A 13,843-nucleotide genomic window follows, 5' to 3' on the forward strand; every position below is an offset into this window, starting at 1 on the left:
TTCTCCTTACATCCTTCTTTTAACAGCATTATAAGCATATCCTATAAATGGACCAACAGTCTCTATAACTGACAGTCCTTCCACTTTTCTAAATAAATACCATGTTCTTTTAATCGCAGCAAACTTATTAGCTGATAGTGATTGATTGGTCCTTCTATAAATGGAAAGGGGTTGATTGATGCTATAAGCATACTTAACAACTTTTAAAATTTTCCACCATGTAGCTGTATCTTGGCCCCTCCTGACATCAGGCATTGCAATCTCTTCTTTACTAAGTTGCTCTAGATCAAGCATAACTGTCGAGGTCCAAATGGTATGGTTCCTCAATGCCTGCTGATAGGAAATTTTTTCTGGAACAGTTATAGGAGCTTTGATGGGTTTACCTGTCTCATCTGCAAATTGATATGATGTAAATGAAAAAGCATAACCATATTTTAGCATAAAAGCAACCTGTACTTCTAGCTTGTTTGGTAACCACAAATCATCCGCATCTAAAAAACAAATGAAGCGACCTTTAGCACAGCTTACTCCTTTGTTTCTTGAAATCGCAACACCCGAATTTTGCACATTCTTTAGCAAACTAAGATTTGAATAAGCTGATAACATTTCTGATACCAGTTGAGAAGAATTATCGGTGGACTGATCATCAACAACAATAACTTCAAAATTTTGAAAAGTTTGTTGAAAAACAGACTGAAGCGTTTCTTTTATAAAACTTGAAGCGTTATACATGGGAATAATAACACTAACTAGTGGTTGAGATAATTGAGATGGCATTATAAAAGCTCCTACATAAGTATTGTTTGAAAATTATTGAATCATATAGTAATATAAAAAGCGACTAAAGTTAGAAAGAAAAAAATATGAACCAGCCACTTATTTCTGTTGTTATACCTAATTTTAACCGTGGGCACCTCATTGAAGAGGTCATTAGAAGTATTACCAGTCAAACTTATCACAATATCGAAATTATTGTCGTTGACGACCATTCAACAGATGGATCTATGAACACATTAGAAAGACTCAAAAGTCAACTTTCTAATCTAACCTATCTCCAACTTCCCAAAAATCAAGGCGCTAATGTCTGCCGTAATACGGGAGTTAAGTTGGCTAAGGGAAACTACATCGCTTTCCTAGATTCTGATGATTATTTCTTACCAACTAAGCTAGAAAAACAAATCCAAATCTTTAACCAATTTCCAGAAATTGGGTTTGTCGTAACTGGATTTGGAGCTAAGACATTCACCACCCTGGGCGAAGGTATTATTCCTATCAAAGATACCATTAAGCAAAATAATCTAGGTGGATTCTCTACCCTCATGGTAAAAAAAGATATTTTTCTTGCTGTTGGAGGATTAGATGAACAACTTTTAAGTTGTCAAGATTGGGACCTATTTTTAAAACTCTTGAACATCAGTCAGGGTTATAAAATAGCAGAGGACCTCGTCATCTATGAAACACAAGAGGACAGCATCTCTAGAAACAGTACCAAGGTTATCCAAGGCTATCAAATCGTGTCAAAACGTGCCAAAACCCTTAATCACCAACTCAACCTCATTCCCCAAAAAGAATTAGAGGCCTACCAAGACTATTACCTTGCTATGCGCTACTTTGGTCTAAAAGATATAAAACATACTCGAACGTATCTCAAACAGTCTATTAAACGATCTCCAAAACTTGTACCAATCGTTTATTTTATTTTTGCTAGTTTTGGATACTCTTCCCTACGCCAATTGATGAAATGTAAGGCTATGTTACGAAATGTTAAAACCCTTGTTAAAAGAAGCTGATAACATCACTTCTTACACAAAAGACAATAGTAAAAATCCCCTTTAAAAGATACTACCTCCATACTATTTTAACAAAAAATAGTACAATGCAAACATATTTTATCCTGAAAGTCATGCCGTGAATACAAAATCTTTAAAATTAAATGGAATTATCTCTTTACTGAATAAACTAGTCTCCATTATTTGCAGTCTCATCCTTCCAAGACTTTATATTGAAGCCTTTGGCTCTGAAGTTAATGGGTTAATGTCTAGTATTACCCAATACCTGACCTTGATTAGCTTGCTGGACTTAGGAATGGGAGCAGTTGTGCAAGCCAGTATGTATAAGCCATTGCTAGAAGAAGATACTGAAACACTGTCAACCATTTACTATAAGTCACAACAATTTTTCAATAAAGTTGGACTAGCCCTTCTCTTTTACATCGGGATACTCTGCTTCATTCTTCCACGAACCTTATCGAGTCACTTCTCTAACCAACAAATTATCGGCTTGATATTGATTTTATCCTTATCTCAATTATTACAATTTTTTGTGGGAATTACTAGTCAAATCATATTAGGATCTGACCAAAAAGCCTACATCAAAGAGATTCTTCAGGGGTTAGCTAACATTGCCAATCTCCTTCTTTCTCTTGTCCTCATCAATGCTAATCAATCTATCTTTGGAGTACGACTCGGTTCAGCTTTAATCTTTGTTATCCCGCCGATTATTATTAGCTATTATGTGCATCGTCACTATCATATTTCTAAAAAACGAATTGATAAGAACTACAAAATTCAGCAACAATGGTATGGCATAGGACAACATATCGCCTATACCATACAAGAAAGCACAGATATTCTTATTTTATCGCTTTTTGCTAGCTTACAAGAAGTCTCTATCTACGCCATCTATAATACTGTATTTCAAGGGATTAAAACTTTTTTAAATGCAGCAACAAGTGGATTACGCCCCTTCTTAGGAAAAGCTTTACATATTGCAGATAAAAAAGAATTGGCAAGACAATTTAATAAGATTGAATGGTTAATTCATACTGGTTCAACCATTGTCCTAAGCACTACCTTTCAACTGATTACGCCATTTGTCATCCTTTATACAAAGAACGTTAAGGATACTGACTATAACCAACCAATCTTTGGCTATATGATGACACTAGCATTATTTTTATATGCCCTTCGTCTTCCTTATCGAACCTTAATCTTTGCTTCAGGTCAATTTAAAGATACACAAATAGGAACTTATTTAGAAGCTTTATTGAATTTAATCATCTCTCTCTTACTAGTGTCTAACATGGGATTAGTCGGAGTAGCTATCGGAACTACTATTTCATTTCTTTATAGCTTATCTTACTATATCTGGTATAGCTATAAGCATCTTTTACAAGCCAGCTATCAATTTGTCATAAAGCAATTACTCATTGATATCAGTGTCTTTAGCTTTTCAAACCTTTTAGCCTTTCCTTTTCTACACCATATAACCTCTACCATATCATGGGTGGTATTTGCAATTATAAGCATTATGATCACAACTAGTATTAGTTGTTTGATAAATTACTATTACAATAAACAGCTATTCTTCATGATCGTTAAAAGAAAAAAACTCGGTACTTAAAAAGCCGAGTTTTTATTTAACGTTTTTTATCGTAAATCACTAATTTATCAGGATGAGATTGTTTATAAACGGCATACATTAACGTTAGATAGATAATAAAGGTATAATCATCATAGATACTGCCTGTTAAAAAATATTTGAGAAAAAAACTAGATGTCAAAAAAACGACAACTTTCTTCCCAGTTATATCAGTTTTAAAAAAGGTTTTCCCTATAAAGTAAAATAAGGCAAGAATAATTAAAGATCCCAATAGCCAACCAAAAGATAAAAATGTTTCTAAAAAAAGATTATGCACATAGACACCATCTGGCATGATTGTACGATCAAAAAACATGCCATTAAAATCTACACCCATGCCCTTCAGATAAGTCAGAGCAATTTTTATCATGTTATCTCTACCCGTACTCTGCGTCAACACTCCTGTTGCTGCACGGTTTAAGATATAGGAATTTGCGACATTGAGGCGTGTTAGAATCTGAAATAACACTATTACAAATAAAACTAATCCCAAACCTATACCAGTAACTGTAAACAGTGACCTCATTGAGATTGTGATGGGTTTTTGATTATCGAATCGTTGTAAAATATAAAATACCAGGATACTAATCACTAACCATATAAGAGGACCTCTGGCACCGTAGACAACACCTTCCACTAACATCACTAATAAAACTCCCAGTTTTATTAGTGTAGGTTTCTTTAGGAAACTAAATGATGTCAGAATCCAAAACGGCAATAGATTATAAGAAAATGTCATATATCCTGTTGCGTCTTTCAAAATAAACTTTACAAGAAAAGACCCAATGATCAAAAAGCTATTGATACTATCAATGATTTTATTGTCAAACAAGGGAGAAAAGTCAGAAATCCGTGACAAAATTAGCATAGCATAAGGCAGATAGAAACTATAAATCATTACCATATCACTATCTAAGTATCTACCTTGAACAGATTGATGTGATGTTAAAAATAGAAAAACATAAACTAAGTAGACAAAAAATAAAGATGAGAGACGCTTCAAAGAAACTGGAAATCTCAAAAGAATAAAGAATGCTACTAAAGCAACTAAACCGTAGCCTAAAAATATGGTCTTTGAGGCAAAAAAATCTAAACTCAGTAACCGTAATACTGCCGCTAGAATAACACTAAAAGGATAAATAGACAGACTTAAATAGAGTAGCGCGACATCCCAGCTGTTTCGATTTCGATCATACATATCAACGGCTCCTATAACCTCTATTTATAAAATAGTTTCTGAAATGTTGATTCCCTATCACGGATCTCACCATTAAAGACATAACCTAAAACCTGTATGTCATAATCTACAATAAATCGATTACTCTCAATTAAATCGTCAGTTCTTGTATAATCTCTTTTTACTAACATGACAACATTTTTTATTTTAGTGGCCAAAATCTGTGCATCAGGAATGCCATTTAAGGAACTAGCATCAAAAATAATATAGTCAAACTGTTCCTCTAGTTTGATTAAAAGTTCATCCATTTTTTTACCAGTCAATAAATCTGTGTTATGAGCTAGCTTTGGACCAGTCGTTAATACGTTCATTTTTTCATGAGACATGAGTGGTAGCTCTACGTCATCCAAACCTTCTAAATAGGTTGTCAAACCGGTATCATTAGGCAGGGATAAAATGTGATGTAAACTTGGATTTCTAAAATTAGCATCCACCAGTAAAACCTTCTGACCATCACGCGCAAAACTCTTAGCTAAATAAGTTGCAAAAGTGGATTTCCCTGTTGCTGTTTCTGGAGAAGTAATAAGGAAAGATTTTGCCTGATGCTTTTTAAGTTGGAGTTTTAACTTAACTTTAATGCCCTCAATGTTATCCAAAATCGCCTTATCATGAATGACCTCTGGTTTGAATAATTTTTTACGTGTTTGCTTCCGCTTGGCTGACGAAGTTCGCTGTGTAAAAGTTCCTAGTTGAAGACTTCCTAACTCTAACCACTTAAAGCGTTCTAATAATCCTGTACCTCCAACTGTTGGAGTCAATAGCTCAAATAAGATGATGGCTAAAAAACTAACGACAAGACCTAAAGCTATTGAAAAGGCTAAATTTTTTAGTAAGTTAGGGGAACTTTTCTGATTTGCTACCTTAGCTGCTGAAATTACTCTTATTTTTAAGTTAAAAGCATAATAACTATCTAGCTTATCTTGAAAAATCTCAGCGACAGTATTTGCAATTTCCGCTGCCAAGGCTGGCGAGGAATCCTCTGCCTTAATGCCAAATGTTTGAGAATCAGCATCTGTGGTAACTGATATCTTACCTCTTAAATCTTGACTAGAATAGTCTGCTGATATTTTTTTATTAACCAGGGTTAAAATATCATCTGATAGAATAATATTTTCATATGTCTTTATCAACTTGGCATTCGTATCTAACTGGTTTAAGGTCAATTGTTGACTGGAAGCGGATTTTGGACTCACAAGTAGCTCTGCAGTTGAACTATATAGTGGTTTCATCACAAAAAGACTCAACACTACTGCACTGACCATAAAAACCAGAATAGTTGAAATAATCCAACGAATCTTATTTTTTAATAACCTAAATATCGCTGGCAAACTTAATTCTTTATCCATTTTTATTTCCTTTATCATTTCAATTTTTATAATTTTCATTGTACCATTATATTTGATAAAAACATACCCTGCCATCTCATTTCATAAACACTTTATTGAGTTCCATTTTAGGTTTATGGTATAATGACCTAAACATCAGCATTTACTATTTCATCAAGGAGAAAAACGTGGCAAAAGTTTCTATTATCATCCCAGTTTATAATACCGAAGATTACTTAGCAGATTGTGTCAAATCTTTACAGAAACAGTCCTTACAAGATATTGAAATTATACTTGTCAATGATGCTTCAACTGATCGTTCTTTGGAAATCATGACAGATTTTCAAAAACAAGATCCTCGCATAAAGGTGATCTCTCTAGATAGCAATCAAGGGGTAGGAGAAGCCAGAAATCAAGGGCTAAAAGTAGCTAGTGGCGAGTTTATTGCCTTTGTTGATTCCGATGATTTTGTAAAGGCTGATATGTTTGAAAAACTTTATCAAAAAGCTTTGGAAGAGCAGGCTGACATTGTCCTCTGCGATACAGATAGTTACTCATCAAACGGTAAGAAGAAAACGGTTTGGTATAAACCAATTTATGGAAAACCTACCTTAAAAGATCTTTTCCATAACACACAGCCAAGCAGTCGGATTTTTTCAAAACAACTGATTGACCGCGTACAGTTTCACTTTCTACCCGGAATGGGAGAGGGGATTATTTTTGAATTGATGATAGCAGCAAAAATGATTACAACTGTACCTGAAAAACTCTATGTCTATCGGTCAAGAGATGGCTCTCTTAGTACTACACCAAATCCTCAAAAAAATAGAGAATCTCTCGAAAATAATCGCATCATGGGAGAACGAAATCCTGAATTTAAAGATTATTTTACCTTTAAGATGATCGAAGATTTATTGCAGATGGTTGCAAATGCTGTAAAAATCAATGATTATACGACTTATAAGGTAGCCGTAAAAGAACTCAAGGAACTTAATTACCTTAAAAATCCTTTTATCCCTACTTTCTACAAAGATGAGTATGCTTTGCATCGTTATATTATTAAAGTCTATCTACTTCCTAGTAACTTCTTGTTAGCCCGCTTGATTTCAAAGCTAAATTAACTAGTTTATTATGGTACTAAAGAGCCTGGCTAGCCTAATAGGTTGCTAGGCTTTTTTATTCTTCCCTACTCATTGAAGCCGTTAGGATAGTTTTCTTGCCAACGCCAAGCATCTTGGCACATATCTACGATTGTAAACGTAGCCTCCCATCCTAACTTATCTTTTGCCTTTGTGGGATCAGCAAAACACGTCGCAATATCTCCTGGACGACGTCCTTCAATTTGATAAGGAATAGCTCTGCCCACAACGTCAGACATGATGTTGATTAAATCTAAAACAGAATAGCCTTGACCTGTGCCAAGATTGTAAACTTCTAATCCTTCATTCTTCTCTAGGTGATCTAAGGCCGCAAGGTGACCTCTAGCTAAATCAACTACATGGATGTAATCTCGCACCCCTGTCCCATCTTTTGTAGGATAGTCCTGACCAAACACCTTAATAAAAGGAAGCTGACCAATAGCAACTTGCGTAATATATGGTAATAAATTATTCGGAACAGATTGAGGACTTTCTCCTAGCTCACCAGATGGATGCGCCCCTATCGGATTAAAATAACGTAATAAAATAATATTCCAACTCTGATCCGATAGATAAACGTCCTCTAAAATTCTTTCCGTCATTAGTTTTGTTTGTCCATAAGGATTAGTTGCAGACACACTGGCATCTTCTTTAATAGGATTTGTTTTAGGGTGACCATAAACAGTGGCTGACGAGCTAAAAATAAGATTTTTACACTCATGTTTCTTCATCACCTGTAGTAGAGCTAAGGTACCACTGATATTTGTTTCATAGTAGTCTATAGGGCGAGCAACTGACTCTCCCACAGCTTTCAAAGCTGCAAAATGAATCACAGCATCTATTTTTTCTTTTTCAAAAATACTATCAAGAAAACGTCTATCACAGATATCTCCTTGATAAAAAGTCACCGCTTTTCCAGTCAACTTTTCCACATTTTTTAAACTCTGATAGCTAGAATTACTTAAGTTGTCAAGAACCACAACTTCATAACCAGATTCTAATAATTCTAAGCAGGTATGTGAGCCAATATAACCACTTCCACCTGTCACTAGTACTTTTCTCATATTTTCTCCATATCCTTCTACTTCTAAATAGCTCAAGCATCACTAGTCTCGTTCATTCTAACACCCTTATATTTACTTGTAAAGAAAATCATCTCTATTTCCTTCGCATCATTGTTCTTACCAGCTTTTTTTGATATAATATCACTGTGTTAATTAATTTAAAAATTTTTTAAAAAAACAACCAAGGAGTCTTACATGAAAAAAGTCAGAAAAGCCGTTATCCCAGCTGCAGGTTTGGGGACGCGTTTCCTTCCTGCTACAAAGGCACTCGCCAAAGAAATGCTTCCGATTGTCGACAAACCAACTATCCAATTTATCGTAGAAGAAGCTCTTAAATCAGGAATTGAAGACATCTTGGTTGTCACAGGAAAATCCAAACGTTCTATCGAAGACCATTTTGACTCAAACTTTGAACTGGAATACAACCTAAAAGAAAAAGGAAAACACGATCTTTTAAGATTGGTTGACGAAACAACTGGTATCCGTCTTCACTTTATCCGTCAAAGTCATCCTCGCGGTCTTGGAGATGCCGTTCTTCAAGCCAAAGCCTTCGTTGGAAATGAGCCATTTGTCGTGATGCTAGGCGATGACCTGATGGATATCACAGACGATAAGGCGACACCTCTTACCCAACAACTCATTGACGACTACGAAACTACCCATGCTTCAACCATTGCCGTAATGGAAGTTCCACATGAAGAAGTTTCTGCCTATGGGGTAATTGCTCCTCAAGGTGAGGGGGTCAATGGTCTTTATAGCGTTGAAACCTTTGTTGAAAAACCAGCGCCAGAAGAGGCACCAAGCGACCTTGCTATCATTGGACGCTATCTCCTCACACCTGAAATTTTTGATATCTTAGAAAATCAAGAACCAGGTGCTGGAAATGAGATTCAACTCACTGATGCCATCGATACCCTCAACAAAACTCAACGTGTCTTTGCGCGTAACTTCACAGGAAACCGCTATGATGTTGGTGATAAATTTGGCTTCATGAAAACATCTATTGATTACGCCCTCAAGCACCCTCAAGTCAAAGATGACTTAAAACAATACATCATTGAACTTGGCAAACAACTTGATGGACAAAAGACTTCAAAAACAGAAGAATAAAAATACGTTTGAGCTAAGATAAAGCTCAAACGTATTTTTTTATTTGACTAGATTTATCCCCACAAGGAAAGCCCAATCATCCCCAAACTTAAACCTATAAACACTAGACTGGCTGTGACACGTTGCTCTTTTTTAAACGCAAAAGGATCTACTTGAGTTTTCAACATAACACTCAAAAGCAAACCACCTACTGCACCACCTAGATGCCCAGCTAAACTCGTATCTGGAGAAAACAAACTAAAGACCATATTGATGACAATTAATGTAAAGTAACTTCTTCCAATCTGATTTAAATAATGGTTTTTAGATTGATAACCCAAAAAAGCAACTGCTGCAAAAAGGCCAAATAATGAGGTTGATGCTCCTGCTGCAACAACATTTGGCGTCAAAAATAGTGTAAAGACATTCCCCATCACACCCGACAATACATACAACAACAAATAATTTTTAGAACCAAAAATATCCTCAACCATTCGTCCCATAAAATAAAGCGATAACATATTAAGAAGAAAATGCTGCCAACCAATATGGACAAATATCGGACTTACCAAACGCCAAAGCTGTGTAGGATCATACTTGACATAAGCTCCCAGCATCCCTCCGACATTAAAAATCGTTTGAGCACTTGTTGCCTGCCCAAAATAAACCAACTGAGTTAACAAAAAGACAACTGTCGTTAACCCTAGCAATAAGCTCGTCACGGGATAATTTCTATCAAAAATCTGTTTCATCACGCATCACCTCTCTAACTGCCACATCATATTCTTTCTCCTCAAAGTTGCAAATTTGAAACGGATAAATCAAGCTTACTGTCATCCCTTGATAATCTGCGAGATAACGATCATAGTATCCGCCCCCAAAGCCAATTCGAAATCCAGCTTCATTAAAGACTAGCCCAGGTACATGAATAAGATCAATCGCAGACTTATTCACAGGCTTTCCATTTGGAATCTCCCTTAAACCAAAATGAGTCTCAACTAGCTGATCAGGTTCATAAACAACAAAGTCCATTTTTCCCTTTGGATAGGTTTTAGGGATAAGGATTTTCTTTTTATCCTTTTGCATTTGATGGATAAGAAGACTAGTATCATACTCAAATGGAAAAGATAGGAAGGTAGCAATCGTCTGAGCATTTTTATAAAACTCACTTTGGCAAAGTTGCTCCAGTAAGCGCTGATCGGCTTGCGCTTTTTGGATAGGATCTTGAGCTTTCAAAAGAGATAGGATCTCTTGTCGCAGTTGTTTTTTTAACATGTTACTATCATACACTATTCTTCTATTTTTTTGAAAAAAAGAGTAAGAAAATAGACACTTTTCTTACCTCTTATTGATTTATAAAACACGTGATTTCAAGAATTGGCTGATTTCTCTGACGGCAAAAGGCAGAGCAGATTCATCTGGACTCATCTTAGGATGGTGAAGGGCATAAGGGGTATCAATTCCTAACCAGAACATCACTCCAGGGATTTTATTTAAGAGATAACCAAAATCCTCACCTGTCATTGCGGGCAAACAATCAATAAGGTTGACACCCTCTTGCTCCTCAAAAAACGCCATTAAATTTTTGGCTAAGTCTGGATTATTCTCAACAGGCAGATAGCCTCCTTGAATTAACTCTATCTCAACATCCATATCAAAGCTAGCAGCGACACCTTCTGCAATGGTTTTAACCCGCTTTTGAATATGAAGGCTCATCTCTTGCGTTAAGGTCCTGATCGTTCCATGTAAAAAAGCTGTTTCTGCAATAACATTATTGGTTGTCCCTGCATGTAGGGAGCCAAAAGTGACCACTCCTCCTTTTATAGGATCAACATTACGACTGACCACAGATTGAACTTGTGTCACAAAATAAGCTGCTGCCACAAGAGCATCATTAGCCTCATGGGGAAAGGCCGCATGACCTCCTTTTCCTTTAAAGGTTATTTTAACCTCACAAGTCCCTGCAAAAAGTGTTCCAGTATTCGTAGCAATATCGCCAACCTTTAAATCGGGACGAACATGAAGCCCATAAAACTCATCTGGTAACCAATCACCAAAGGCCCCATCTTCATACATTAGCATACTTCCCGCAAAATTTTCTTCGGCAGGTTGAAATAAAAATAACACATTATCTTTAGGGCGAACTTCTAAAAGAGCTTCCAAAAGCCCTAATGCCACTGTCATGTGACAATCATGCCCACAGGCATGCATACGCCCTTCATGTTGACTAGAAAATGCCAATCCTGTCTGTTCCACAATCGGAAGACCATCAATATCTGTACGCCAACCAACTGTTTTTTCTGGATTGGAACCCTCTAGGTAAACCAAAATCCCTGTACGCCAAGTTTTTTGTTGGACAAAGTCATACCCTGCTGTTAGCTGAGCAATTTTTTCTAGCAAGTAGGCTTGTGTCTTAAACTCTTCAAGGCCAATTTCTGGAATTTGGTGTAAGTCACGTCTGGTTTGGATTAAATCAAGCATAATATCCTCACAATAAATATAAAAAGCTGGAACAAAGTGCCTAGCTTCTTATATCTTTATCTTTCATACAGATCAACCTAATAGAGCATTAAGTTGAAAACTTGTCTTATCTTAAAGGGTACGAAGGGCATCCTCAAGGGCTGTTTTTTGTTGTGTTTTTTCATCAATTTCCTTGATCACACGTGCAGGAACACCAGCTACCACAACGTTTTCAGGAACATCTTGTGTCACAATAGCTCCTGCCGCAACAACTGAACCATTACCAATTTGTACCCCTTCAATCACAACAGCATTGGCACCGATTAACACATTATCCCCCACACGAACAGGCTCGGCAGAAGCAGGCTCAATGACACCTGCAAGAACAGCACCAGCACCAACGTGGCTATTTTTTCCAACAATGGCGCGGCCACCAAGGATAGCACCCATATCAATCATCGTTCCTGCACCGATTTCAGCACCGATATTAATCACAGCCCCCATCATAATCACCGCATTATCACCAATCTCAACTTGATCACGGATAATAGCACCTGGCTCAATACGCGCATTGATGGCACGTTTATCTAATAAAGGTACGGCAGAATTGCGAGCATCTTGTTCAACCACATAGTCCTTGTTCTCAACTAAGTTAACTAGCAAAGGTTGGATATCTTTCCAATCTCCAAATAAAACATTACCTAATTTGGTCACATTTTCTGGAGTAGCGCCAGCTAAGTCACCTTCAAAGGTCACTTTAACACTGGTTTTTTTCTCTGCTTGAGCAATAAATTGAATAATTTCTTGTGCTGACATTTTTGTTGCTGTCATAAGGTTCTCCTATACTTCAAAAATCTTATGTTCTATTATAACAGAATTTTCAGATTTTTCATGCCATTTCACTTATTTTTATGGTTTTTATGATTTTAAAATCCCCAGATTCGCCTTCATGGTTAAAATTCTAGTCACTGCCTCATCAATTCGATCTTCACTGAGATTACCTTGTCTCACTTGTTCAACCAAGTAAGGAATCTGACTGGCGTAATGCGAACTTAATATCATGTCTGCACCTGCTGCAATCGCTTGATAGGCGGCATCTTCTTGTGTGGTAAAATTTTCTAAACCATCCATATCAAAATCATCCGTCATGACAACACCTTGAAAGGACAAGTCTTGTCTTAGGGTTTGATAAATGGTTGGCGAAAGCGAAGCTGGCAAACCATCTATCTGAGTCATAATATTGTGTGACACTAAAATACTATCAGCACCTGCTTTTATTCCAGCCTCAAAGGGCTTAAAGTCTTGAGCTTTTAGCTGATCCAAACTGCGATTATCATAAATCAAGTCCAAGTGGGAATCACCATTATCCCCATAACCTGGGAAATGTTTGAGAGTAGAAGCTGAGTGCTTCTCCTTCAAGACTCTGACACTTTCTGCAACATAGTCAGAAGTTGCCTGAATATCTTTTCCTATCGTCCGAGAATAGATAAAGCTGTCTGCACTACTCGCATAATCTGCAACAGGAAATAGCCCAGCCTTGATCCCTAGCTGATTGAGCTGATCAGCTTTATTTGCCGTATCTTCTTTAATCGCCTCTAATCCACCTGCTTGATAAAGGTCAAAAGCAGAGCTAAAAGATTGCTCTAATAGAGCGCTAAGACGACTAACCTGGCCACCTTCCTCATCCGATGCGATCAATAAAGGAACCTGACTCGCAGCTTGATAGGAAGAGAGCTTGGCTTTCAAACTTTCAAGGCTTTGTCCTTCCATATCTCGTGCAAACAACAAATAACCTCCAGGATGGTAGGTCTTAATGTCCTCAATCTGATTGTCTATAGGAACTCTAGCTAAAAAGAGTTGCCCGACCTTCTCTTCCAAAGTCATCTTAGAGACTTGCTCTTGCACCCGTGGCGTTGAGACATCAACAGGAAGGGTTCTTAATTGGGGTTGATTAAAAAAATAGACTCCGATAATGGCTAGCCCTACTAAAATAATTAAAGATGAGAATAGCCATATTAAACGTTTATATATCATAAATATATTATAACGTAAAGACTAAAAAAAGAAAATGCTATCGCTAACTTATAGTCATTTTCTAATGCTTTAACA

General features: G+C 36.6%; 13 protein-coding genes. 4 read left to right on the forward strand and 9 right to left on the reverse strand.

Annotated features, from left to right (window positions below):
- Window positions 1–6: 6 nt before the first annotated feature.
- The gene (locus ACEE75_RS09640) at window positions 7–777 is read right to left on the reverse strand and encodes a glycosyltransferase family 2 protein (RefSeq protein WP_447575451.1); all 771 of its coding nucleotides are present in this window, start codon (window positions 775–777) and stop codon (window positions 7–9) included.
- 86 nt (window positions 778–863) lie between these two features.
- Between ACEE75_RS09640 and ACEE75_RS09645 the strand changes: the two genes are divergently transcribed.
- On the forward strand, window positions 864–1,790 hold the full coding sequence (locus tag ACEE75_RS09645) for a glycosyltransferase family 2 protein (RefSeq protein WP_447575452.1): 927 nt from the start codon (window positions 864–866) through the stop codon (window positions 1,788–1,790).
- Window positions 1,791–2,034: 244 nt separating this feature from the next.
- A complete protein-coding gene (locus ACEE75_RS09650; protein ID WP_447575453.1) occupies window positions 2,035–3,402 on the forward strand; it encodes a hypothetical protein in 1,368 nt (455 codons plus the stop codon).
- Window positions 3,403–3,418: 16 nt separating this feature from the next.
- Here the strand turns inward: ACEE75_RS09650 and ACEE75_RS09655 are convergent, their stop codons facing one another.
- Both ACEE75_RS09655 and ACEE75_RS09660 read right to left on the reverse strand, forming a co-directional pair.
- Window positions 3,419–4,618 (reverse strand): hypothetical protein, encoded by a 1,200-nt coding sequence (locus ACEE75_RS09655; RefSeq protein WP_447575454.1) that lies wholly within the window; start codon window positions 4,616–4,618, stop codon window positions 3,419–3,421.
- A 20-nt stretch (window positions 4,619–4,638) separates the two neighbouring features.
- On the reverse strand, window positions 4,639–6,042 hold the full coding sequence (locus ACEE75_RS09660; protein ID WP_449164768.1) for a polysaccharide biosynthesis tyrosine autokinase: 1,404 nt from the start codon (window positions 6,040–6,042) through the stop codon (window positions 4,639–4,641).
- A 128-nt stretch (window positions 6,043–6,170) separates the two neighbouring features.
- Here ACEE75_RS09660 and ACEE75_RS09665 point away from each other — a divergent pair, with 128 nt between their 5' ends.
- On the forward strand, window positions 6,171–7,103 hold the full coding sequence (locus ACEE75_RS09665) for a glycosyltransferase family 2 protein (RefSeq protein ID WP_447575456.1): 933 nt from the start codon (window positions 6,171–6,173) through the stop codon (window positions 7,101–7,103).
- Between the two features lie 65 nt (window positions 7,104–7,168).
- Here the strand turns inward: ACEE75_RS09665 and galE are convergent, their stop codons facing one another.
- The gene (galE, locus tag ACEE75_RS09670; RefSeq protein WP_447575457.1) at window positions 7,169–8,185 is read right to left on the reverse strand and encodes a UDP-glucose 4-epimerase GalE; all 1,017 of its coding nucleotides are present in this window, start codon (window positions 8,183–8,185) and stop codon (window positions 7,169–7,171) included.
- A gap of 195 nt (window positions 8,186–8,380) precedes the next feature.
- Here galE and galU point away from each other — a divergent pair, with 195 nt between their 5' ends.
- Window positions 8,381–9,295, forward strand: coding sequence for a UTP--glucose-1-phosphate uridylyltransferase GalU (galU, locus tag ACEE75_RS09675; RefSeq protein ID WP_447575458.1), 915 nt, complete (start codon window positions 8,381–8,383; stop codon window positions 9,293–9,295).
- Window positions 9,296–9,348: 53 nt separating this feature from the next.
- Here the strand turns inward: galU and ACEE75_RS09680 are convergent, their stop codons facing one another.
- The 5 genes from ACEE75_RS09680 to ACEE75_RS09700 form a co-directional block, all read right to left on the reverse strand.
- On the reverse strand, window positions 9,349–10,026 hold the full coding sequence (locus ACEE75_RS09680; RefSeq protein ID WP_427895618.1) for a rhomboid family intramembrane serine protease: 678 nt from the start codon (window positions 10,024–10,026) through the stop codon (window positions 9,349–9,351).
- The gene (locus ACEE75_RS09685) at window positions 10,010–10,549 is read right to left on the reverse strand and encodes a 5-formyltetrahydrofolate cyclo-ligase (RefSeq protein WP_447575459.1); all 540 of its coding nucleotides are present in this window, start codon (window positions 10,547–10,549) and stop codon (window positions 10,010–10,012) included. The genes ACEE75_RS09680 and ACEE75_RS09685 overlap by 17 nt, the downstream gene beginning before the upstream one ends.
- A 78-nt stretch (window positions 10,550–10,627) precedes the next feature.
- On the reverse strand, window positions 10,628–11,758 hold the full coding sequence (locus ACEE75_RS09690) for an N-acetyldiaminopimelate deacetylase (RefSeq protein WP_447575480.1): 1,131 nt from the start codon (window positions 11,756–11,758) through the stop codon (window positions 10,628–10,630).
- A gap of 108 nt (window positions 11,759–11,866) precedes the next feature.
- Window positions 11,867–12,565, reverse strand: coding sequence for a 2,3,4,5-tetrahydropyridine-2,6-dicarboxylate N-acetyltransferase (gene dapD / locus ACEE75_RS09695; protein ID WP_427895614.1), 699 nt, complete (start codon window positions 12,563–12,565; stop codon window positions 11,867–11,869).
- 87 nt (window positions 12,566–12,652) lie between these two features.
- Window positions 12,653–13,768 (reverse strand): glycoside hydrolase family 3 N-terminal domain-containing protein, encoded by a 1,116-nt coding sequence (locus tag ACEE75_RS09700; RefSeq protein WP_427895612.1) that lies wholly within the window; start codon window positions 13,766–13,768, stop codon window positions 12,653–12,655.
- Between the last annotated feature and the right edge of the window lie 75 nt (window positions 13,769–13,843).

This window comes from Streptococcus sp. 11273D007BT (assembly GCF_053547195.1).

Coding starts and splice junctions, on each gene's coding strand:
- ACEE75_RS09640 (WP_447575451.1), bottom strand. CDS start 777: ATGCCATCTCAATTATCTCAACCACTAGTTAGTGTTATTATTCCCATG.
- ACEE75_RS09645 (WP_447575452.1), top strand. CDS start 864: ATGAACCAGCCACTTATTTCTGTTGTTATACCTAATTTTAACCGTGGG.
- ACEE75_RS09650 (WP_447575453.1), top strand. CDS start 2,035: ATGTCTAGTATTACCCAATACCTGACCTTGATTAGCTTGCTGGACTTA.
- ACEE75_RS09655 (WP_447575454.1), bottom strand. CDS start 4,618: ATGTATGATCGAAATCGAAACAGCTGGGATGTCGCGCTACTCTATTTA.
- ACEE75_RS09660 (WP_449164768.1), bottom strand. CDS start 6,042: ATGAAAATTATAAAAATTGAAATGATAAAGGAAATAAAAATGGATAAA.
- galE (WP_447575457.1), bottom strand. CDS start 8,185: ATGAGAAAAGTACTAGTGACAGGTGGAAGTGGTTATATTGGCTCACAT.
- galU (WP_447575458.1), top strand. CDS start 8,381: ATGAAAAAAGTCAGAAAAGCCGTTATCCCAGCTGCAGGTTTGGGGACG.
- ACEE75_RS09680 (WP_427895618.1), bottom strand. CDS start 10,026: ATGAAACAGATTTTTGATAGAAATTATCCCGTGACGAGCTTATTGCTA.
- ACEE75_RS09685 (WP_447575459.1), bottom strand. CDS start 10,549: ATGTTAAAAAAACAACTGCGACAAGAGATCCTATCTCTTTTGAAAGCT.
- dapD (WP_427895614.1), bottom strand. CDS start 12,565: ATGACAGCAACAAAAATGTCAGCACAAGAAATTATTCAATTTATTGCT.
- ACEE75_RS09700 (WP_427895612.1), bottom strand. CDS start 13,768: ATGATATATAAACGTTTAATATGGCTATTCTCATCTTTAATTATTTTA.